The sequence below is a fragment of the Bacillus sp. 05T21 genome (assembly GCF_056396785.1).
Genome location: NZ_JBFTMD010000019.1, coordinates 36,374 through 56,179, shown reverse-complemented (window position 1 = coordinate 56,179; position 19,806 = coordinate 36,374). Strand labels below are relative to the sequence as shown.

The window sequence follows — 19,806 nt, the reverse complement described above, 5'->3', positions numbered from 1 at the left end:
CATATTAGGGAATCCGCTTTTAATATATTTTGCTAAAAAAACAATGGGTGTGGGTGGGAACACAATGATCTAAGTTGCATTTTATCCCGCATTAGCGGGCAGTAAGATCCTCACCTCAAAATTCAGTGAAAGCAAAGAAGTAAGGGGGGGCAACTGTCCGTAAAAGCCCGATTGGTGAGGGCTGATTAAAGTTTCACTTTATTTTTCGATTTTTGCCCACTTGAAGTTTAACTGGCCTGCAAAGTCTACTTGCACAATTCCTTTTACATAAGAACGTTCTAGATAAGATTCTCCTTTTTGGTAAAGAGGAGCGATAACAGAGTCCTTAAATAAGATTTTTTCTGATGCTAGTAACGCTTCCCAGCGAGCTTTTTCATCACCAGCCAAAGTAGTTTTAACTTTTTCAATTGTGTCATCAAACTCTTTATTAGAGTAATGATCTAAGTTGTAAGGGTTATTCGTCGTAAATAGTTCAAGGAATGTAATTGGATCAGCAAAGTCAGGGCTCCAACCGTCAATTCCAATCTCGTAGTCACCTTTTAATAAGAGTGAAACTTGTTGTTTACGTGGTTGCGGTTTTATATTTACTGTTAAGCCATCTAAATTCTTTTCTAGTTGCCCTTTTAGGAATTCACCAGTTTTCTTCTCAAGGTCACCATCACTTGTTAATAATTCTAATGTTATCTTTTCAGAACCAAGTTCTTTTTTTGCTTTCTTCCATAATTCTTGTGCAGATGTTGTATCAACTTTTGTTAAATCGCCGTTTGCAGTACGGAAGTCTTTTCCATCAGGCCCTTTTGCAAAGTTTTTCGGCACGAGACTAAAGGTTGGTGTAGAGCCATCATTTAATAACGTATTTACAAAGGATTTTCGATCAATTGTTTGATCGATTGCTTGGCGTGCAGAAACGTTTTGAAGTACTTTGTTTTGTTGATTCATACGTAAAAACTGTACGCCTACGTTCGGGCGTTCTTTAAAGTTAGCATCCTTTTTATATTTATCAACGAAGTCAGATGTTAGTTTTATACGGTCTAATTGTTTGGATTCGAATAAATTTACTTCTGTTGATTTTTCTTTCACAACGTTGAAATTGATTTCTTCGAGTTTGACATTATCTTTATCCCAATAGGTAGGGTTTTTCTTAAATTTAAAGCTTTGTTCATGCTTCCAATCGCTTAGTGTAAAAGCTCCGTTGTATAAGATTTTGTTATCTTCTAAAGCGTACTTATCACCTTGTGCTTTAAAGAATTCCTCGTTGATTGGTAGAAATGTTGGGAACGCCGTTAAGCTAATAAAATACGGAACAGGGCGCTCTAATTCTACTTCAAACGTATGGTCATCAACTGCTTTTATACCAAGTTGATCGGCAGGAAGTTCTTTGTTGTTAATTTTTGTTGCATTTTTAATATCAAAGAATAGAAATGCATATTCAGAGGCTGTTGCTGGATCGACAGCTCTTTGCCAAGCGAAGACAAAATCTTTCGCTGTAACAGGAGTGCCGTTTGACCATTTTGAATCTCGTAAATGGAATGTGTATTTCGTTTTATCGCCATTTATTTCATGAGATTTTGCAACGCCAGGGACAGGCTTGTTACCTTCGCCAAGATTATACAAACCTTCAAATACGTTTCTCATTACTTGACCAGAATCAGTATCTGTAGCACGAGCCGTATCCATTGTTCGTATTTCGGTAGGTGAAGATAAGTTTAAAACCTGTTTACTAGGTGCCTCGTCTTTTGCATTTGCTCCGCTCGCTTCGTTTTTATAACTACCGCAACCAGTTAATAAAATACTTACTCCTACAACTGATGCAATACCGGGTACAAACTTCTTTTTCATTTGATTTTCCTCCTAAATAATTAAGCTTGGATGATGATGAGGGAAATGAAAAATAAAAAATCCCTCTTTTCGTATTGAGAAAGAGGGATTTTTACGTACAAGTTATGCACCCGTATATAAACGAAGTCCCTCATTCTATCTTTCAAGCACAAAGCTTGCAGGAAGTGGCACAGTATTCAAAATGAACCTGCTGCCGAGGTTTCAAAGGGCCAGTCCCTCCACCTCTCTTGATACAATGAGTAAACAAATGAATTTTATTAATTTTTGTGTTTCTTTGATAATTCAAAATCTTACACCTTAGATAATGAAGTGTCAATCAAATGGAATATAGTTTAAATTTTCAGTTTTATTAAAAATAAAAAAACCACTGCATATGGCAGTGGTTTCCCTACTAGAAGTTAAAGTTATCAGGATCTGGACCAACGCGATGATTTTCATTTAAAGCTTGAATTGCTTTCATATCATCCGAGCTTAATTCAAAGTCAAAGATGTTTGCATTTTCAATAATGCGGTGTTCTTTAATAGACTTAGGGATTGTTACAACTTCATTTTGCAGATCCCAACGTAAAATAACTTGTGCAGTCGATTTATTATATTTCGTAGCGATTTCTTGTAATGTTGGGTGATTAAGTAGCTGCCCCTGCATTAATGGTGACCAAGCTTCAAGCTGGATGTTATGTTCTTTACAGAAGGCATGTAATTCTTCTTGTGCTAAACGTGGGTGGTATTCCACTTGGTTAACCATTGGTTTAATTTCTGCAATTTCAAATACGTCTTGCAAATGGTGAATATGGAAATTACTCACACCGATAGCACGAACACGACCATCTTTATAAAGCTGCTCTAAAGCTTTCCATGATTCAGTGTATTTTCCTTTTACAGGCCAATGTACTAAATATAGATCTAAATATTCTAGACCTAATTTTTCTAATGTAGTTTCAAATGCTTGTAGTGTTGACTCGTAACCTTGATCACTATTCCACACTTTTGAAGTGATGAATAACTCTTCACGAGGAATACCAGATTCTTGAATTGCCTGTCCAACGCCTTCTTCGTTTTTATATATCGCAGCAGTATCGATACTACGGTATCCATTTTTTATAGCTGCTTTTACAGAATCAATTACTTCTGTACCATCTTCAACTTTAAAAACACCCAAGCCGAACCAAGGCATTTTCACGCCGTTATGTAATGTTGTATAGTCGTTTAAACTTGTTAAAGTCATATTAATTCCCCCTAGCTTTTTTATTGGTCGCTTCAACTGCTTGTTGAATGACTTCTGAAAAATTATTTTCATATAGAACTTTTAAGCCTTCAGCCGTTGAACCTCCTGGTGTTGTTACTTGTTCGCGGAGCATAGCTGGATCCTGATTTTGCTGGAGCATAGCGGCAGAGCCAGCAATCATTTGAATGACAAGGTGTTTTGCTGTTTCCTCATCAATACCATAGCTTTTCGTTGCTTCAATTAACCCTTCAGCAAAGTGATAGAGAAAAGCGGGTGCACTACCAGTAACTGCGGTAAGTTGGTGAACTTCCTCTTCGGTACAAAACTGTGAGGTACCGATACCTTTTAAAAGAAGTTGTAACGTTTCTTGATGTGTTTCATCTACAGAATGTCCCGTCGTATATAAGGAGATAGACTTTCCAATTCCAGCAGCTGTATTTGGCATAATCCAAGCAACAGGTGTCCCTTGGGGAAGTCTTTCTTCTAGATAAGATGGTCCGATTCCGGCAGCAACTGTCACGACAAATTGATTAGTTAGAAGAGGGGATAGATCCGCTAATAGCTGTTCATGTGCGACAGGCGGCATTGCTAAAACGATTGTATCTACAGATTTAATATGCTGTTTCCAATCTGTTGTAATCGATAGATCATATTGAGTTTGTAATTGCGTTAGTTTTTCTATGTTACTTCGGTTGGAAACAATAATTTCTTCGATGTATTCTTTACTTGTTGTAAGTAGTCCAGCAAATATAGCTTCTGCCATACGACCGGCACCAATAAATAAAATTCGATGTTTATTAGGCATATCCTTTATTCCTTTCTGATGAGAATATGTTATAAAAAACGATACCATTTTTAAGAGAATTTTGTAAAAAGAAACGGCTTATCGTAAGTGGAATAGATGAGTGGGGAGTTTTACAGGAGAAAATTTATAGTAAGTATAAGAGTTATTTCTTATACTGTTGATAGGAAGTTTATTACATATCTGGGGAGAGATAAATATGGTTAGAAGTCCACTTTTTTTACTCATTTCTAGTATTATTTGCATATTAGTTGGATTCTATATCCGATCAAGTTATATTGAAATTTTCGCATCGGTTATGGGGATTATTAATGTTTGGTTACTTGCAAGGGAAAAGGTATCAAACTTTTTATTTGGGATGATTACAGTTGCGGTATTTCTGTATATTTTCACTACACAAGGCTTATACGCAATGGCAGTATTAGCAGCCTTCCAATTTATATTTAATGTGTACGGTTGGTATTACTGGATTGCGCGTAGTGGGGAGGAGAAGGTAAAACCGACAGTCCGCTTAGATTTGAAAGGATGGATTATTTATATACTTTTTATTTTAGTTGCTTGGATTGGTTGGGGATATTATCAAGTCCGTTATTTAGAATCGACAAGTCCATATTTAGATGCTTTAAACGCTGTATTAGGATTAGTAGCTCAATTTATGCTGAGCCGAAAAATCTTAGAAAATTGGCATTTATGGATTTTGTATAACATAGTTAGCATTGTGATTTATATTTCAACGGGCTTATACGTCATGTTAGTATTAGCTATTATTAATCTATTTTTATGTATCGATGGCTTGCTAGAATGGAAGAAAAACCATAAAGAGCGAGAACGTGTAAATAATTATATTTAGAAAATAATTGTAATCAAAAAACCCCCTGAAGCATATACGTTTCAGGGGGTTTAAATATAGTATAAATTTATGCTTTTGTCATACCAAGCAATACAGCGCCGCCGATAATTAAAACACTACCTAGAGCAATAAAGATCAATTGACGTTTTGTTTTCTTTTCACCTAAGAAGACAATCGCACCGAATGTTGAGATAACGATTCCAGTTTGAGATAATGGGAAGCTTGTCGCTACTCCGACACGTGGTAATGAAAGAAGTAAGAATAAGTTTCCTGTTCCCCAAAGTAAACCAGATACAGCATTACGAATTGCATATTTGTTAAATGGTTTATGTTTAGACGTCAGTACAACCGCACCAACGAACATACCAACTGCCTGTGGTAAAATAGCAGACCAACCATCAATGTTATACCAACGAATAATAATTACATATACAAGATAACCGAAAGTAGAAACAATTAAAGTAAGAAGTCCCTTTTTCAATTGTCCTGGTGGCTGTGCATTTTCTTTATCATCTAGTGATGTGAATACTACACCAACTACGATTAATAGGATTGCAATCGTTCCCAGAACAATCGTTGTAGTAGTAGTCCACTCACGAAAAGCGATAACTCCAAAGATAGAAGTTGCAACAAGTTGCATACCAGTAGAAATAGTTACAGTAGTTGAAACACCTAGTTTTTCAACTGTTTTTAATTGGTTTACTTGTCCTAAAGCCCAGAATAAACCTGAAATAAAGCCAACAATCAAGACTGTCATTGTTAAAGTTGGTTGAGTAAATACATACATAGTTGTTGCGAAGAATAGAGCACCGATTGTCATACCTACCGTTTGGCTATATGCACCACCGCCCATTTTTACGCTTACTAATAAGATGTTTCCCCATGCGATTGCAGGAAGAAGCGCTAATAAAATGTCCATTACAAGACTCCCTTCGGTTTTCTATACCAATATAATTACATATCGTTCTAACGATCGGTAATGCCCCACTAATAGAGTAGAAGATTACCGATCGCTAAAACAGGATGAAGAATTTACGATATAAATGCGTTTTCATTTCTTCATTTTTTGAAACACTTTCATATAATAACAGGAAATTACCTATTTTAGAAAGTGAATTCAAATAAAATGTATATTTAAATAAGGGGAAAAATTCAGTTATTAATCAAATCATTTTATTTTTCGGGAAATAAAAAGCAACTTTTGTCGAAAGTTGCTTTAAGAAGTAGTAATTCTTCTATTAATGAGTTGAATGCATAGTAAGAATAGAAGGGACATACTAATCGTTATGATTACAAGTGTCCAAGCTAGTTGCATATTACTCGCATCAATAGCCATATAAATCGCCGTTGGAATCGTCTGAGTTTTGCCAGGTATATTTCCTGCAAACATTAAAGTTGCACCAAATTCACCGAGTGCGCGAACAAAGCTTAAAATCATACCGCTAAGTAGTGCGGGGAATGCAAGCGGGAGTGTAACATGTAGAAAAACTTGATATTCACTTGCACCAAGATCGCGCGCGCCATCTTCAATTTGTACATTTGCGATAGAAAATCCTGTTTTTGCTGATTGGTACATGAGCGGAAATGCAACGACTGTAGAAGCAATGATAGCAGCAGTAGATGTAAACATAATGGACTGCTGAAATAATGATTCAATCCACTTTCCAATGGGACTGTTATTTCCAAAAATGATAATTAGAAAAAAGCCGATAACAGTTGGTGGAAGCACCATTGGTAATAAGAAAATAGTTTCTAGTAGTACTTTATATCGCCACGAGGAGCGCGCTAATGCTCGTCCAATAATCGTTCCTAAGATCGTAACGATTATTGTGGCGCACGCAGCTACTCGCAAGGATAGAAAGACAGGTGACAAAATTGCATCAAAGCTCATAGCGATTATGGCAGGATTGTAAATCCATATTTCTTAAAGATAGATTGTGCATCTTTTGATTGTAAATACTCATAGAATGAAGTCGCCTCTTTCTTATGCTTAGATTCCTTTATAACACCTAAAGGATAGTGGATTGGCTCATGAGAATTAGCTGCTACCGCTTCTACAATTTTTACCTTGTCTGAAACGAGAGCGTCTGTTTTATATACAATACCAGCATCAACATTACCTGTTTCTACATATGTTAACACTTGGCGAACATCTTTTGTAAATACGATTTTATTTTGAACGTCATTCCAAAGATTTTCATATGTGAGAGAAGCTTTTGCATATTTTCCTGCAGGTACAGATTCGGGTGTACCAAGTGCGATTTTCTTGATTTTCTCATCCTTTAAATCTTGAAATTTTGTAAGAGCACTATCTTTTGGAACGACTAGAACTAGTTCATTTCCAAGAAGGTTTTTCCCTTCTTTTTCATTAATAAATCCTTTTTTAACAAGAGTTTGGAATTTATCCTCTGCTGCAGAGAAGAATAAATCAGCAGGTGCACCTTGCTCAATTTGTTGTTGAAGTGCACCAGAAGCACCGAAGTTAAAAGAAAGTTTAATATTAGGTTCTTTTTCTTTATATTTTGTTTCAATTTCTTTTAGTGCATCTTGTAAGCTTGCAGCAGCGGATATAGTAAGTTCTACTGTTTTTCCTTCTTTGGCAGTTGATTTCTCTTTCTTTTCTCCGCTTGTACATGCAGCACTAAATATAAGAAGAAAAGAAAGTATAAGTGCCCCAATGGATCGTAATGTAAACTTATTCATAAAAAAATCCCCTTTTGTTTTGATATATTCAATTATAACTAATTATAACTAATTATAACTAATTATAACTAGTTATAATTGAATATAATTTGAACGGTATAGTTGTTTTTTAAAACTAGGAGAAATATTCTTTTCTTTGTTACAATGAAGGAAGAAAGTGAGGAATCGTCTATGGATCATCATTCCTACACAACGGAAGAAGTAGCAAAGCGATTAAAAGTATCAAAATTAACTGTATACGACCTAATTAAAAAAGGAGAACTTCCTTCTTATAGGGTTGGTAGACAAATGCGCATTGATGCAGCTGATTTAGAACAATATATAAAGCAAATGAAAACAGGGAAGGTACAATTTACTCCTGTAAAGAAGGACGAAATTAGTAGTTCGAATACACGCATCATTAGTGGTCAAGAACTAACGTTAGATATGTTGGCAAAGCATATAGAAAATCGATTGCCAAATTCTAATATATTGAGAGCGTATCAAGGTAGTTTAACGAGTTTAGTGAAGATGTACCAAGGAGAAGGAAGCGTCGTTAGTTTACACTTATTTGATGGTGAAACGGGTACATATAATGTTCCTTACGTAAAACGTATTTTAGTTGGACAACCATATATTATGATGAATTTATTAGCAAGAAATGTTGGGTTTTATGTGCAAAAAGGGAACCCACAAAATATAAAAACATGGGCTGATTTAGCTCAGTCATCTATACGATTTGTAAATCGAGAAAAAGGTTCTGGTATTAGGGTGTTAGTGGATGAGCAATTGCGAATTCAAAAATTAAGTAAAGAAGATATTAACGGGTATGAATGGGAAGAATCGAATCACCTTGGCGTTGCCTCGCAAGTCGCGAATGGAAAAGCTGATGTTGGGGTAGGATCAGAAAAGTTTTCCCAAATTGTGAACGTAGACTTTATTCCAATAATGAAAGAACAGTATGATTTAGTACTTCTGAAGAATAGAGAAAATGAGGAACTTATTGAGGTTATAAAAGAGGTTTTGCAATCTGAAGAGTTTCACAATGAATTAAAAGCAATTGGTGGATATGATATAAGCAAAACAGGCCAAATTATATATGAAACAAACTAAAAAGCTGCTTGTCTATAAGACGAGCAGCCTTTTCTATATATAAAGGGGGTTGGGGGAAACAAAGTGTTAAATAAGACTTTGAGCAAGTGTGTAAATGAAAGCTGTAAGAAGAGCTGCTCCACTTGCAAGTTCGATAAAGTGAAACTTTAATCAGTGAGGGCGGGGTATCCCTCGCTGATTATTAGTTGAACCAATCGGGCTTTTACGGGCAGTTGATCCCAAACCTAACTTCTTTGATTTCGCTGAATTTTGAAGTGGGAGTCTTACTGCCCGTTAATGCGGGATAAAGTCTGATTTGTTGAAGGTAATGTTGTTCATCATAATCTCTCCTTATTTGTTTAATGTTGTTGCAACAGCTTTTGCATCGACAAGTGCGGATAGCACCATGCCCATTGTATTGAAAAATTTGTTTGATTTCATTTTGTTCATCATGTGTATCCGCTCCTTTTCGAATTGTTGTTGCCCTGCTTTCTGTCTTAATTATATGAAATATGGCCGCCTGCAACTATCGAATTAGCTTACGGGAGGATTACACTTTTGTAAAAAAAAAGACATTCATGTAAGAATGTCTTTTAAAGCATATTGATATGATGGTGCTCTTTAATTGTTTTTAAAAAGCTGCGCATCGAATTGGTCATGTAACTATCTTTACGGCGTATGAAAACAGTTGAAATACTGCCGTATTTCTCCGGAATTGGATGGCAGTGGACTTTACCTGCTGTAGAAAGGTGCTGCACCGCAGACTGGGGGACGAGTGTAATCCCAAGACCGAGCGCTACGCTATTTAATATAGTTTCTAATATGTTAAATTCCATAATTCTTTTTGGTAGCAAACCTTCATCTTTAAGCCATCGTTCAAGCTTGGAACGGTATCCACATCCTTGATTAAAAACGAGTAGGGGCGTCGTAGTAAATTCTTCTATATGAAAAGCTTTATTTTGTGTAACAAGCATTAATTTCTCAGTACTAACATCGTATTGTTCAATTAGTGGATGTTTAATAGGACCTGATATAAAGGCGCCATCTAATTGATGATCAAGTACTTCTCTAATAAGTTCTTCCGTTAGACCGGCTTGTAATGATAAATCGACATTTGGATAGCTTTTATAGTAAGAAGACAAGATGGTAGGTAATGTACTGACTGTTTCGACTGTACCAATTTTTAATATGCCAGATGGTGTTTCACTATCTAAAAACACTTGTTTTAGCTCTTCAACATCTTGCAAAATTTTATGAACGTAAACGAGCATCTTTCTTCCTTCAGCTGTTAAAGTCATGCCTCGCTTATGACGGTAAAAGAGAGGTGTTTTCAGCTCGTTTTCTAATTGTTTAATACGTGCGGTTACATTTGATTGTACATAATTTAATTCCTTTGCTGCGCCGCTTACACTACCGCGGTCGGCAACGCTCTGGAAGATTTGTAAGTCTCGTAATTCCATTTTATGCTCCTCCTTGATGTTAACTATCATTATAAATGATATTTAACATCATTTTGAATCATTTTACGTGATATATTTTTTCTTTTACAATTCTCTTTGTGCAAATAGAAAGAAGCGGGGGATTGTGGTGAGAAAAGGTCAAATGATAATAGGTGCTTTGGCATGTTTAATTGCAAGTATGTCATGGGGAGCGATGTTTCCGGTTGCTGATCATGCTCTAGAATACATAGATCCATTTTATTTTTCGTTTATTCGTTATGGGGCGGTAGCAATTGTATTGATTGTATTATTGCTAATGAAAGAAGGAAAGAAGGCATTTCGCTTAGAAGGAAGAGGGAAGTTACTCGTCTTTTTTGGAACAATGGCTTTTACCGTATATAATGTATTAATTTTTCTAGGACAAATGTTAATGGGAAAATCAGGTGTAATGGTAGCTTCTATTATGGAGGCGCTTATGCCAATGATTTCAATTTGTATTTTATGGGGATATAAAAATATAAAGCCGAAGAAATATATGATAACGAGCATGATTATTGGGTTTGTAGGAGCTGTATTTGTTATTACGAAAGGTGATATGAGTTTCTTTTTAACATTGAAAGATAATATGTTTTCACTAGTATTTATATTTGTTGGTGTTGTAGGATGGGTTATTTATACGATGGGTGGTCAAACGTGTAGTGATTGGTCTACGTTACGTTATTCTACGTTGACCTGTGTATTTGGTACGGCTGTCACAGGAATTATAACGGTAATCATTACGGCGCTTGGATACGTTTCAGTCCCAAGTATGGAAACGATTTCTATTGTGAAATATGATTTATTATTTATGATGACATTACCAGGTATTGTAGCGCTACTTGCATGGAACTACGGTGTGAAAATCTTAACATCAATTAATGGTATTTTATTTATTAACTTTGTGCCAATTACTACTTTAGTTATTATGATGATACAAGGATATAAAATAACGACATTTGATGTATTAGGAACATTATTTGTTATTGCAGCGCTTATTCGTAATAATGTTTGTCAGAGAAAAGAAGAAAATATAAATAAACAAATTTTGCAAGAAAAGCAATTGCGTCAAGCTGTTTAATAGGCAACTGGAGGATTTTATATGTTAGAAAGTTTATTGTTTTTCTTTGCTGCTGGAGTTGCCTGCGAGCTTGCAGCAATTAATCGAAACGGTCGTAAAAATATAAAACAACAAGCTGAACTGATACAGCTTTTAAAAGACTTGAAGGAAAGAAAAAATTAAAAAGACGACCGGGCATAGACGGTCGTCTTTTCTATTATTATTTATATAAAGGGGAAAGGGGACACAAAGTTATATAAGCGTAGCAGCGTAAATGAAAGCAGTAAGAAGAATCGAGCCGCTAGCCAGTCCTAAAAAATCTAATTTGTTAAAAGTCATGTTATTCATTATAAATTCTCCTTACTTGTTTAATGTAGAAGCAACAGCTTTTGCATCGATAAGAGCGGAAAATACCATGCCCATTGTATTTAAGAAATTGTTCGTTTTCATTTTGTTCATCATATAGATCCGCTCCTTTTCAAATGGTTGTTGTTACTTTCTAACTTAATTGTATAAGATAGTGGAGGGAGTCACTATCGAATTAGCTTACAAGAAAATTACACTTTTGTAAGAATTGAAATTTAACAATAAATACTTATTTTTATTACCAACTCCTAAAACTTAGTGTTATAATCGTTGTAAGAAAATGATTATACTTCGGATATTCAGAAAGGAACGAAACAAATGTATAAACCAATTACATTTTCGTTGAAATATATATTTAAAATGGCTGGGAAGGTAGAAGTACAAGGGAGAGAGAAATTACCGGAAGATGGCCCTTACGTTGTTGCGTGTACACATACAAGTTTTATGGATGTTTTAATGTTAGCGGCAGGAATGTACCCAACCCAAATTCATTACATGGCAAAAAAAGAATTGTTTGAAGGGAAATTTAAAAATTGGTTTTTTAAAAATGTAAATGCATTCCCTGTAGACCGTGCGAATCCAGGGCCAAGCACATTAAAAATTCCATCACGTTTATTAAAAGAAGGAAAAGTAGTAGGGATTTTCCCGAGTGGGACGAGGTCATCAGAAGACGTTTCACTAAAAGCTGGGGCTGTTACGATTGCAATGCGTTCTAACGTTCCGTTAATACCGGCAGCTTATGTTGGTCCATCAAGTATAAAAGAATTGATAAAAGGAAAAAAAGCGCGATTAGTTTTTGGAGACCCAATTCAAATTGATGCTGAAGAACAAATAGATCGAAAAACGGCTATGAAGATGATGACAGATGAATTAAATGCAAAGTTTGAAGAACTAAAGGAAGTTTTGCAGCCGAATCAAAGCTAAAAAAGACGACCGGGTATAGACGGTCGTCTTTTCTATTATTATTTATATAAAGGGGAAAGGGGACACAAAGTTATAGTGTAGCAGCGTAAATGAAAGCAGTAAGAAGAACCGTGCCGCTAGCTAGTCCTAAAAAATCTAATTTATTAAAAGTGATGTTGTTCATAATGCATTCTCCTTACTTGTTTAATGTAGAAGCAACAGCTTTTGCATCGATAAGAGCGGAAAATACCAAGCTCATTGTATTTAAGAAATTGTTCGTTTTCATTTTGTTCATCATATAGATCCGCTCCTTTTCAAATGGTTGTTGCCCTGTTTCTGACTTAATTATATGAAATGTTGCGGAGAGTCACTATCGAATTAGCTTACAGGAAAATTACACTTTTGTAAGAAAAACGAATGAAAGTGTCATGATGAGAAGATTTGACATATGTTCATGTGATTCATTAAGTTAAAAGTAGAGGTGAGTGTATGGCTAATATTAAAGATATTGCAAAGATGGCTGGGGTTTCAGTTACGACTGTTTCGAGGGTATTAAATGATCATCCATATGTAAGTGAAGAAAAAAGGAAAGTTGTTTTAGAAATAGTTGAGAAATTGAATTACTCGCAAAATGCAAATGCTGTGCATTTATCAAAAGGGAAGACGAATATTGTTGGCGTGATTTTACCTTATATTAATCATCCATCTTTTGATGCGATGGTGGGTGGAATGATGGAAGTTGCGTTAGCTCATAATTACAGGGTGCTTCTTTGTCAAACGAACTACAATAAAAAAGAAGAAATGAAAAGTTTACATATGTTGAAAACAAAGCAACTAGACGGTCTTATCATTTGTTCTCGTGCTAATGAGTGGGAAACTATAGAGCCTTATGCAGCGTATGGGGCGGTTATTGCTTGTGAGGATAATGATATTGAAAGCATATCTAGTGTATATACAGATCATTTTAATGCCTTTCAATTAGGGATGAGTTACCTTATTGAAAAAGGTTATAAGAAGATTGGATATTGTACGGGAAGAAAGTTAGGGCCAAGTAGTAAGAAACGTTTTGATGCTTATAAACAACAGCTACAATTAATAGATGAAGAAGTGATGGAAGATTGGATTTTCACAGAATGCTTTACATTAGAAGATGGTGTAAGAGTTGCACATCAATTCAAGGAGATGGAGAATCCTCCTGAAGCATTAATAGTGGCAGGAGATGAAGTTGCTATTGGGATCATGACAGAAGTTGAAAAATTAGGTATTGAAGTTCCTGAGGATTTAGCGATTATTGGTTTTGATAATCAACCGATTTCTCAAGTTTTACAACTGACAACCATTGACCAAAATTTAAAGGGAATAGGTAAGACGGCTTTTGAAATGTTTTATAGGCAAGTAAGTGATGAGGGTTCTAAACAAGAAAAGATGGAAATTCCATATAAACTTGTGGAACGTTCTACAGTTTAGTCATAATCCGTTATGTGTATAATCACATAACGGATTATTTTTTGAAATGTCTTTGACAGGAAACGCGTTTCATACTTTATAAAAGAGTTACACCGGTCTGTAATAATCCATGGATTCTTTTCAAGTGTTAAAACAATGAATAGAATTTGGAGGGATATGCATGAATGAACTTTTATTAAGTATGAAAAAATATGTAGAGGATGACGAAAAGATTTTAGCGTTTGTCGTAGGGATATTTGAAAAGGATGACTTTACTTTATGTTATCAACATGGGATTTTTGTTGCCACTACTAGACGTCTTCTATTTTACGGGAAATTTCCGTGCTATCCTGCGATATTTGAAGAGTATTCGTATTTGCATATAGATGACATAGATTTCCGTCCATATTTCGAATGTACTTGTAATCGTGAAACCATTAGAGCTAAGTATATTCAGAGTGGGAGTGTGGAGCGCTTTGTCCGTACAGTTAGAGCGAATATGAATAATTAATCACCCCTTTGTTTAAACATAATATCTTGGTCTTTGTGAGGGAAAATGCGGAATAAAAACAACTTCTAAACCTCTAGGAGATAGTGATACAATGTCAAATGGGGGGAGGTATGAACTATGGTTAATCAACGTATAAAGGAAATAACACTAATTACAATTGGTTCATTATTATTCGCAATTGGTATTAATTACTTTGCAATTCCAAACCGTTTATCAGAGGGTGGAATTATTGGTTTAACAGTTGTTACGTACTATTTATTTGATTGGTCACCGGGAATTGTGAATTTTGGTTTGAATGCAATTTTATTAGCTGTAGGTTATAAATTTTTTGATAAGAAAACGATGGTTTACACAATTATAGGTATTGTGGAAACATCTTTGTTTTTATATGTTACAGAACATATCGAATATCAAGTAAATAGTGATACGTTACTAGCAGCTTTATTTGCTGGTGTATTTGTAGGTATCGGATTAGGCTGTATGTTCAAAGCTGGAGGTACATCAGGAGGATCGGCAATTTTAGCTCGACTAGCAAATCAATATTTAGGTTGGAGCGTTGGTAAAGGCGTACTTATTATTGATATCGTTGTAATTGCTGGCTCTGTATTTATAATAGGACAAGAAAAGGCAATGTATACACTTGTAGCTGTATTTGTCGGAGCGAAAGTAATTGATTTCATCGTGGAAGGTATGGATACAAAAACAGCTGTTACGATTATTTCGAATCAACCAGACTTAATTCGAGAGACTATTACGAAAAACATGACGCGCGGTGTCACTGTATTAGAAGGACGCGGCGGATATACTGGTAAAAATAAAGAAGTTTTATATATCGTTATTAATAAACAAGAGCTTGTTAAGTTAAAGCAAGTTATTAGTAGAGTTGATGAAGATGCCTTCGTTGTCATTCACGATGTGCGTGATGTACTTGGTGGTGGCTTTAAAGCAAGCTAAAAGGTGAACGAGAAAATTCGTTCATCTTTTTTTATCCCGCATTAACGGGCAGTAGAATTCCCACCTCAAAATTCAGCTGGAGCAAAGAAGTTAGGTGGGAGATCAACTGCCCGTAAACGCCCGATTGGTGAGGGCTGATTAAAGTTTCACTTTATTCTTACAAAAATGTAAGGGTAATGTAATGGGATTGAATGGTAGATTAAATTCCTGCTCTTTAGAATGGATGTATAAGTATCCTGCAGAGGAGGAAGATCAGTATTATGAAGAAAAAAATAATTACTACTGTAATAGCTATGGTAGTGATAGTAGTAGTATTACTACCTACGAAACTTGGACCAGTTATTGATAAATATAATCCGCTTTATACGACGAAAGAATACTATACAATTGTGGATGCGATTGGTCAGCATGTCGGTGATGAATGGTATGAATATGAATTTATTGCATTTGATGAACGTGGAAGAGAACAAAAAATAAAGAAGACTGTTAAGCATATGTTAAAGAGGGATGAAGCATTAAAGGTGTACGCAAAAGGACGCTACGGCGAGGCAATTGAAGAAATTGAAGCTGGAAATATTCCTATTAATGCGAAGAGTAAACTTTTAACGATGAGATAGCGAATTATACCCCCACCTATTTTTTGTCGAAAATAAAAATACTAGGTAAGGGTATTTTAGGTTCATGAAAAAGCCTTAGTCCATATGGACTAAGGCTTTTCTTATTATATAAAGGGGAAGGGGTACATTGTAGTAGCATGAGTGAAAGGTATAAGAAGAGTAGGCTACTAGCAATGTAATTTGGTTATGTGAGTATTCTTCTTATTTGGCTTACTTTCTAACCTTATTGTACAAAGTATAGGTAAGGGGAACTATCGAATTACATTACACATAGCTTACAAATATGTAAGACTCCTGTAATGCAATTCGATAGTTAAAAGATAGTAAATTTAATATAGTGTAACTAGAAAGTCTCATTTTATTACTTTCTGATTCGCAATGTTAATGAAGAATGAAAAACCAACTAATTTTTAATAGCCCTCATCTCTATTTAGATGAGGCTCTTTTTCAAACCTTACAACATTGTAAGGTTTACGTAAGTTAATTCGATAGTAAATTTGTCATATTTTTTGCATAATAGATACAAATAGATAAAAAATAATTAGGGATATATTAAGAAGGGAGAAAACTGGGATGCGTAAAGAAGAAGTAGTGAAGTTTCCAATTAAAGATTTCTGTAGCTACTTTACTGTTGCCGTAGTATGTATTGGATTATTTGATATAATAACAAATTTAATTGTTAACTAATATAGATGATAAAACAAGAAGGAAGACCCTTTCTTGTTTTTTTTATGGGGGCATAAAGATGAAATTGATTGATAGCCATATACATGTTGATCAATATGAGAATGAAGAGAAAAGTAGATTATTTATAGATGTGGAAAACAGTAAAGAGATACAAGGGCTTATTGCAGTATCTATGAATTATCAATCATGTCTAGAAACTTTATCTTTAGCAAAGCGATATCCTTTTGTACATCCAGCAATAGGTTTTCATCCGGAGCAGCCGATTCATAAAGAGGAATGTGAGCAAATTTATAAATTAATTGAAGATCATGTAGAGGAAATCGTTGCGATTGGTGAAGTGGGACTCCCATATTATTTAAGGAAAGAAGATGAAAATATTGCTATTGATCCATACATAGCGGTGTTAAAAAAGTTTGTGGAACTAGCTAGTAAATACGATTTACCAATTATATTGCATGCGGTTTATGAAGATACTGACACTGTATGTGGTTTACTTGAAGAATATAAAGTTTCGCGTGCACACTTTCATTGGTTTAAAGGAAGTGAAGAGGCAATGAAACGGATGATGAGGAACGGTTATTATATTTCTATCACACCGGATGTTTTACATAAGGAGAAAATTAGAAAAATAGTTTCGTATTATCCGCTTGAATATATGATGGTAGAAACAGATGGGCCGTGGGAATTTCAGAAGGATACGATGACACATCCTTATATGATAAAAGATGTATTACAAGAAATTAGTATAATAAAAAAAATATCAGTAGAGAAAGTTACTGAGCAAATATATGCGAATACGGTGCGATTTTATAAAGTTAGTGAGTCATAAAAAAACACCAAGCATCTCGCTTGGTGTTTTTTTATGACTCTAATTTTTTCGCACGTCTTAATAATAAAAGAAAGACAATTATAATGAACCCAATTATAAGGAAGAACCCATATTGTTTTATATAATCAATTATGTCATTCGCACTTGTTGGTTTTTTAACGTGAATGCCGTCTTTATTAGTAGTAATATGAATATCTTTCATTTTTACTTCATTCGTTTCTTTTTGTAAATCAATCCACTCTATGTTTGGAATACTTTCTAGTTCTTTTAATACTTCTTTTAATGGTTCAACGCCCAAGTAAGGATGATAAAATGCACCGATAATTCCATCAGATAGTTTAGTGATAGATAAAGCACGTTCTTTCATTTTTGCTATAGCTTGTGGCTTACCTTCTTCAATAAAGCCAACAGTTTCAGGAATTAATTTCATCCCATGTAAAAATGACGGTGTACTTATATAAGCCGGTGAGTGCATTGATTTCCAAGTTGTATCGTTTAGTTGTATTTGTCCTACATAAGTTGAAAAATATTGTGATAGTATTTCATATCCTTTTTGAGACATTGTATAGTGCGGAGCTTCAAAGGCAACTGGATATAATTTAGCTTCTACAAGCTCTGTAATCCCTTTTTCAATATGATCTTTAATATATTTTTCTTCGAAGGATTTTCCGTTTTCTACGTATTTATTATAGTCTTCTGTAGAATGAAAATCTTCTTTTGTCTTTGATTTTTCATGGTTCGGTTGGCGAATTGGTTGATCTGTTTTTACATCCCAAAATTCAAAACCTTCGCCAGTTTCACTATCATAAAACTGATGTGTGTAACCATGCATAACGATAGAGCCACCATTATCTCGCATAAAGTGTAAAACATCGATTAATTCAGAGTTATCCTTTAAATGTACTGTTTTTCCTGTGTCTGGATCTTTGTAAACAGGGATAACCGTAATCATATAAGGGAGCTTTTTCTCTTTTAGTAATTCAGCGATTTCTTTTAATTGCTTTACATCTACAGCTGGATGAACGTCTTCAAGGCGTAAATAAGCTGAAGTTTTATTTGTTTCAGGTTTTTGTCCGAAATAAGAAAATAACATTTCACCGACGTAATGAGACATCCAATCGAAAAGGTTTGGAGTTGCAACATAATAGGATGTTCCTTGCTGAATGATTAACGGATGAGTTCCATCAGCACTCAAGGCGTAAGCAAGAGTTGTTCCTTTTGTTTCAATTTTCTTCATTAAGCGTTCTTCATGTAATTCATTTTTTAACTGGTTAGTCGGATATTCTATAGTGTGAATTCGTATATCGGTTTCTTTCGAGGTAATGAAAGAAAAGCGATTAGATAATTGTTCAACATTTTGTCCTAAAACTAATATGGGACCTGAGAAGTTTTCTAGAAATTGTTTTGCTGCAATAGAAAAATCTTCTTTTTTCTCTCCGATATAAACAATATGTGTATAAGAAGATGATTCAGTACTTTCCTTTACTTCCTTTAAGCTTTTTACTGTTATATCTTTTGTAAAGTGCCCTAACTGAGTATTAAGGATTTGTACATTGTTTGTAATTTTGTTGTCTTCTGTACTATACAAAACGAGTACTTTTGATTTTGATGATGTTTGTGCAGAGGTATGTATAGGAATGAGTAGTAAAATGCTGAAAAAGATTAGTAGAGTTCTTTTCATTTATTTATGCTCCTATTCTATATATAGAATTCAATTTACAATTATATACAAGAAATAAGTTATAGTCCATGTAAGTTACATTTTTGCACGTATTTACCATATGTTTTTTCGCAAAATCGGTCTAAAGCATGATGATAATATGTATAGTAATTTGCTATGATTGAAAGGTAAGAGAATGATAGAGTGTTGGTAATTGTAAAAGAAAGGCTGAAAGGGGACAAATTTCAGCGGAGAAAGAGGTAGAGGTAGTGAAGAAATTCTTTGTAGGATTTTTAGTTGTTCTTGGAGTGTATTTATATTTCCAAGGAAAGTCTGAAGGAATGGGTAAGCTAATGAATGAGACAAGCTATGTTGATTCAGAAGAAGCAAAACAGATGAAACAAATCATTATAGAGGAAGCAAAGAAAGTAAACCTTCCGGAATGGATACCTCTTACAATTGCCGAACATGAAAGTAGGTTAAATCCAAGAAGTGTTGGAGATAACGGAACTTCATTCGGATTGTTTCAATTACACCGCGGTGGTGGGCTTGCGCCAGATCATTTAACTGATGAAGAGCTGAAAGATCCACGTACAAATGCGCAAATTGCAATGCCGCATTTAATGAAAGGTTATAAGCGCGGGGTGCAAAAGGGTTTGACTGATTTTGCATTACTGAAATATATAGCGAATACATCTGGATGGCCAGGGAATTTAGGACCAGAGTGGACGGATAACAATATGAAGTATAACATCGGATTAGAGGATGTATACTATCGAAATAAAGGTGTAATCAAAGAGTAGGTTTT

At 34.8% G+C, this 19,806-nt stretch carries 21 protein-coding genes, 1 pseudogene and 1 riboswitch; of the genes and pseudogenes, 11 read left to right on the top strand and 11 right to left on the bottom strand.

The window, feature by feature from the left end:
• Positions 1 to 198 precede the first annotated feature (198 nt).
• The 3 genes from AC1DKZ_RS24495 to proC form a co-directional block, all read right to left on the bottom strand.
• Positions 199 to 1,839: a peptide ABC transporter substrate-binding protein gene (locus tag AC1DKZ_RS24495; protein WP_113938329.1), complete on the bottom strand. Its 1,641-nt coding sequence runs from the start codon at positions 1,837 to 1,839 to the stop codon at positions 199 to 201.
• Between the two features lie 132 nt (positions 1,840 to 1,971).
• Positions 1,972 to 2,076: riboswitch (SAM riboswitch) on the bottom strand.
• A 154-nt stretch (positions 2,077 to 2,230) separates the two neighbouring features.
• Positions 2,231 to 3,064 (bottom strand): aldo/keto reductase, encoded by an 834-nt coding sequence (locus tag AC1DKZ_RS24490; RefSeq protein ID WP_002063472.1) that lies wholly within the window; start codon positions 3,062 to 3,064, stop codon positions 2,231 to 2,233.
• Between the two features lies 1 nt (position 3,065).
• Positions 3,066 to 3,869: a pyrroline-5-carboxylate reductase gene (gene proC / locus AC1DKZ_RS24485; protein WP_002091431.1), complete on the bottom strand. Its 804-nt coding sequence runs from the start codon at positions 3,867 to 3,869 to the stop codon at positions 3,066 to 3,068.
• Between the two features lie 196 nt (positions 3,870 to 4,065).
• Between proC and pnuC the strand changes: the two genes are divergently transcribed.
• Positions 4,066 to 4,716, top strand: a complete 651-nt coding sequence (gene pnuC / locus AC1DKZ_RS24480) for a nicotinamide riboside transporter PnuC (RefSeq protein ID WP_002091429.1) — start codon at positions 4,066 to 4,068, stop codon at positions 4,714 to 4,716.
• Positions 4,717 to 4,783: 67 nt separating this feature from the next.
• Here pnuC and AC1DKZ_RS24475 read toward each other — a convergent pair whose 3' ends face one another.
• From AC1DKZ_RS24475 to modA, 3 genes are all read right to left on the bottom strand, one after another.
• A complete protein-coding gene (locus AC1DKZ_RS24475; RefSeq protein ID WP_002009926.1) occupies positions 4,784 to 5,635 on the bottom strand; it encodes a GRP family sugar transporter in 852 nt (283 codons plus the stop codon).
• Between the two features lie 297 nt (positions 5,636 to 5,932).
• Positions 5,933 to 6,607, bottom strand: a complete 675-nt coding sequence (modB, locus tag AC1DKZ_RS24470) for a molybdate ABC transporter permease subunit (protein ID WP_002029397.1) — start codon at positions 6,605 to 6,607, stop codon at positions 5,933 to 5,935.
• A gap of 5 nt (positions 6,608 to 6,612) precedes the next feature.
• Positions 6,613 to 7,419 carry a molybdate ABC transporter substrate-binding protein gene (gene modA / locus AC1DKZ_RS24465; protein ID WP_476997228.1) on the bottom strand — a complete coding sequence of 269 codons (807 nt, stop codon included), beginning with the start codon at positions 7,417 to 7,419 and terminating at the stop codon, positions 6,613 to 6,615.
• A gap of 144 nt (positions 7,420 to 7,563) precedes the next feature.
• Here modA and AC1DKZ_RS24460 point away from each other — a divergent pair, with 144 nt between their 5' ends.
• Entirely contained in the window at positions 7,564 to 8,511 is a 948-nt protein-coding gene (locus AC1DKZ_RS24460; protein WP_404449348.1) for a substrate-binding domain-containing protein, read from the top strand.
• A gap of 66 nt (positions 8,512 to 8,577) precedes the next feature.
• Here the strand turns inward: AC1DKZ_RS24460 and AC1DKZ_RS24455 are convergent.
• Both AC1DKZ_RS24455 and AC1DKZ_RS24450 read right to left on the bottom strand, forming a co-directional pair.
• A pseudogene (locus tag AC1DKZ_RS24455) lies at positions 8,578 to 8,658 on the bottom strand (DUF3948 family protein); the annotation flags it as partial.
• A 425-nt stretch (positions 8,659 to 9,083) separates the two neighbouring features.
• Positions 9,084 to 9,950, bottom strand: a complete 867-nt coding sequence (locus AC1DKZ_RS24450) for a LysR family transcriptional regulator (RefSeq protein ID WP_002063480.1) — start codon at positions 9,948 to 9,950, stop codon at positions 9,084 to 9,086.
• A gap of 127 nt (positions 9,951 to 10,077) precedes the next feature.
• Between AC1DKZ_RS24450 and AC1DKZ_RS24445 the strand changes: the two genes are divergently transcribed.
• Positions 10,078 to 11,046 carry a DMT family transporter gene (locus AC1DKZ_RS24445; RefSeq protein ID WP_476997227.1) on the top strand — a complete coding sequence of 323 codons (969 nt, stop codon included), beginning with the start codon at positions 10,078 to 10,080 and terminating at the stop codon, positions 11,044 to 11,046.
• A 21-nt stretch (positions 11,047 to 11,067) separates the two neighbouring features.
• Positions 11,068 to 11,208, top strand: a complete 141-nt coding sequence (locus tag AC1DKZ_RS24440) for a YrzO family protein (RefSeq protein ID WP_002063481.1) — start codon at positions 11,068 to 11,070, stop codon at positions 11,206 to 11,208.
• 69 nt (positions 11,209 to 11,277) lie between these two features.
• Here the strand turns inward: AC1DKZ_RS24440 and AC1DKZ_RS24435 are convergent, their stop codons facing one another.
• Positions 11,278 to 11,373 carry a DUF3948 family protein gene (locus AC1DKZ_RS24435; RefSeq protein WP_002124767.1) on the bottom strand — a complete coding sequence of 32 codons (96 nt, stop codon included), beginning with the start codon at positions 11,371 to 11,373 and terminating at the stop codon, positions 11,278 to 11,280.
• Between the two features lie 336 nt (positions 11,374 to 11,709).
• On the opposite strand from AC1DKZ_RS24435, the gene AC1DKZ_RS24430 reads away from it, so the two are divergent.
• A complete protein-coding gene (locus tag AC1DKZ_RS24430) occupies positions 11,710 to 12,315 on the top strand; it encodes a lysophospholipid acyltransferase family protein (RefSeq protein WP_002063482.1) in 606 nt (201 codons plus the stop codon).
• A 70-nt stretch (positions 12,316 to 12,385) separates the two neighbouring features.
• Here the strand turns inward: AC1DKZ_RS24430 and AC1DKZ_RS24425 are convergent, their stop codons facing one another.
• Positions 12,386 to 12,478: a DUF3948 family protein gene (locus tag AC1DKZ_RS24425; RefSeq protein WP_012260201.1), complete on the bottom strand. Its 93-nt coding sequence runs from the start codon at positions 12,476 to 12,478 to the stop codon at positions 12,386 to 12,388.
• A gap of 305 nt (positions 12,479 to 12,783) precedes the next feature.
• On the opposite strand from AC1DKZ_RS24425, the gene AC1DKZ_RS24420 reads away from it, so the two are divergent.
• The 5 genes from AC1DKZ_RS24420 to AC1DKZ_RS24400 all read left to right on the top strand — a co-directional run bounded on the left by AC1DKZ_RS24420 (position 12,784) and on the right by AC1DKZ_RS24400 (position 17,338).
• Positions 12,784 to 13,761 carry a LacI family DNA-binding transcriptional regulator gene (locus AC1DKZ_RS24420; protein WP_404449355.1) on the top strand — a complete coding sequence of 326 codons (978 nt, stop codon included), beginning with the start codon at positions 12,784 to 12,786 and terminating at the stop codon, positions 13,759 to 13,761.
• A 160-nt stretch (positions 13,762 to 13,921) separates the two neighbouring features.
• On the top strand, positions 13,922 to 14,251 hold the full coding sequence (locus tag AC1DKZ_RS24415) for a PH domain-containing protein (protein WP_404449357.1): 330 nt from the start codon (positions 13,922 to 13,924) through the stop codon (positions 14,249 to 14,251).
• Between the two features lie 117 nt (positions 14,252 to 14,368).
• Complete coding sequence (locus tag AC1DKZ_RS24410; RefSeq protein ID WP_002009911.1) at positions 14,369 to 15,205, top strand: YitT family protein; 837 nt, start codon at positions 14,369 to 14,371, stop codon at positions 15,203 to 15,205.
• A 260-nt stretch (positions 15,206 to 15,465) separates the two neighbouring features.
• Entirely contained in the window at positions 15,466 to 15,822 is a 357-nt protein-coding gene (locus AC1DKZ_RS24405; RefSeq protein WP_002009906.1) for a YxeA family protein, read from the top strand.
• 745 nt (positions 15,823 to 16,567) lie between these two features.
• Complete coding sequence (locus AC1DKZ_RS24400; protein WP_404449361.1) at positions 16,568 to 17,338, top strand: TatD family hydrolase; 771 nt, start codon at positions 16,568 to 16,570, stop codon at positions 17,336 to 17,338.
• Between the two features lie 31 nt (positions 17,339 to 17,369).
• Here the strand turns inward: AC1DKZ_RS24400 and AC1DKZ_RS24395 are convergent, their stop codons facing one another.
• Positions 17,370 to 19,019, bottom strand: coding sequence for a DUF2334 domain-containing protein (locus tag AC1DKZ_RS24395; RefSeq protein WP_476997226.1), 1,650 nt, complete (start codon positions 19,017 to 19,019; stop codon positions 17,370 to 17,372).
• Between the two features lie 248 nt (positions 19,020 to 19,267).
• Between AC1DKZ_RS24395 and AC1DKZ_RS24390 the strand changes: the two genes are divergently transcribed.
• The gene (locus AC1DKZ_RS24390; RefSeq protein ID WP_000713256.1) at positions 19,268 to 19,801 is read left to right on the top strand and encodes a transglycosylase SLT domain-containing protein; all 534 of its coding nucleotides are present in this window, start codon (positions 19,268 to 19,270) and stop codon (positions 19,799 to 19,801) included.
• The last annotated feature ends 5 nt before the right edge of the window (positions 19,802 to 19,806 follow it).

What these genes read in the sequence shown, in the direction of transcription:
- AC1DKZ_RS24495 (WP_113938329.1), bottom strand. Translation starts at nt 1,839, where the DNA reads ATGAAAAAGAAGTTTGTACCCGGTATTGCATCAGTTGTAGGAGTAAGT.
- AC1DKZ_RS24490 (WP_002063472.1), bottom strand. Translation starts at nt 3,064, where the DNA reads ATGACTTTAACAAGTTTAAACGACTATACAACATTACATAACGGCGTG.
- proC (WP_002091431.1), bottom strand. Translation starts at nt 3,869, where the DNA reads ATGCCTAATAAACATCGAATTTTATTTATTGGTGCCGGTCGTATGGCA.
- pnuC (WP_002091429.1), top strand. Translation starts at nt 4,066, where the DNA reads ATGGTTAGAAGTCCACTTTTTTTACTCATTTCTAGTATTATTTGCATA.
- AC1DKZ_RS24475 (WP_002009926.1), bottom strand. Translation starts at nt 5,635, where the DNA reads ATGGACATTTTATTAGCGCTTCTTCCTGCAATCGCATGGGGAAACATC.
- modB (WP_002029397.1), bottom strand. Translation starts at nt 6,607, where the DNA reads ATGAGCTTTGATGCAATTTTGTCACCTGTCTTTCTATCCTTGCGAGTA.
- modA (WP_476997228.1), bottom strand. Translation starts at nt 7,419, where the DNA reads ATGAATAAGTTTACATTACGATCCATTGGGGCACTTATACTTTCTTTT.
- AC1DKZ_RS24460 (WP_404449348.1), top strand. Translation starts at nt 7,564, where the DNA reads ATGAAGGAAGAAAGTGAGGAATCGTCTATGGATCATCATTCCTACACA.
- AC1DKZ_RS24450 (WP_002063480.1), bottom strand. Translation starts at nt 9,950, where the DNA reads ATGGAATTACGAGACTTACAAATCTTCCAGAGCGTTGCCGACCGCGGT.
- AC1DKZ_RS24440 (WP_002063481.1), top strand. Translation starts at nt 11,068, where the DNA reads ATGTTAGAAAGTTTATTGTTTTTCTTTGCTGCTGGAGTTGCCTGCGAG.
- AC1DKZ_RS24435 (WP_002124767.1), bottom strand. Translation starts at nt 11,373, where the DNA reads ATGAATAACATGACTTTTAACAAATTAGATTTTTTAGGACTGGCTAGC.
- AC1DKZ_RS24430 (WP_002063482.1), top strand. Translation starts at nt 11,710, where the DNA reads ATGTATAAACCAATTACATTTTCGTTGAAATATATATTTAAAATGGCT.
- AC1DKZ_RS24425 (WP_012260201.1), bottom strand. Translation starts at nt 12,478, where the DNA reads ATGAACAACATCACTTTTAATAAATTAGATTTTTTAGGACTAGCTAGC.
- AC1DKZ_RS24420 (WP_404449355.1), top strand. Translation starts at nt 12,784, where the DNA reads ATGGCTAATATTAAAGATATTGCAAAGATGGCTGGGGTTTCAGTTACG.
- AC1DKZ_RS24415 (WP_404449357.1), top strand. Translation starts at nt 13,922, where the DNA reads ATGAATGAACTTTTATTAAGTATGAAAAAATATGTAGAGGATGACGAA.
- AC1DKZ_RS24410 (WP_002009911.1), top strand. Translation starts at nt 14,369, where the DNA reads ATGGTTAATCAACGTATAAAGGAAATAACACTAATTACAATTGGTTCA.
- AC1DKZ_RS24405 (WP_002009906.1), top strand. Translation starts at nt 15,466, where the DNA reads ATGAAGAAAAAAATAATTACTACTGTAATAGCTATGGTAGTGATAGTA.
- AC1DKZ_RS24400 (WP_404449361.1), top strand. Translation starts at nt 16,568, where the DNA reads ATGAAATTGATTGATAGCCATATACATGTTGATCAATATGAGAATGAA.
- AC1DKZ_RS24395 (WP_476997226.1), bottom strand. Translation starts at nt 19,019, where the DNA reads ATGAAAAGAACTCTACTAATCTTTTTCAGCATTTTACTACTCATTCCT.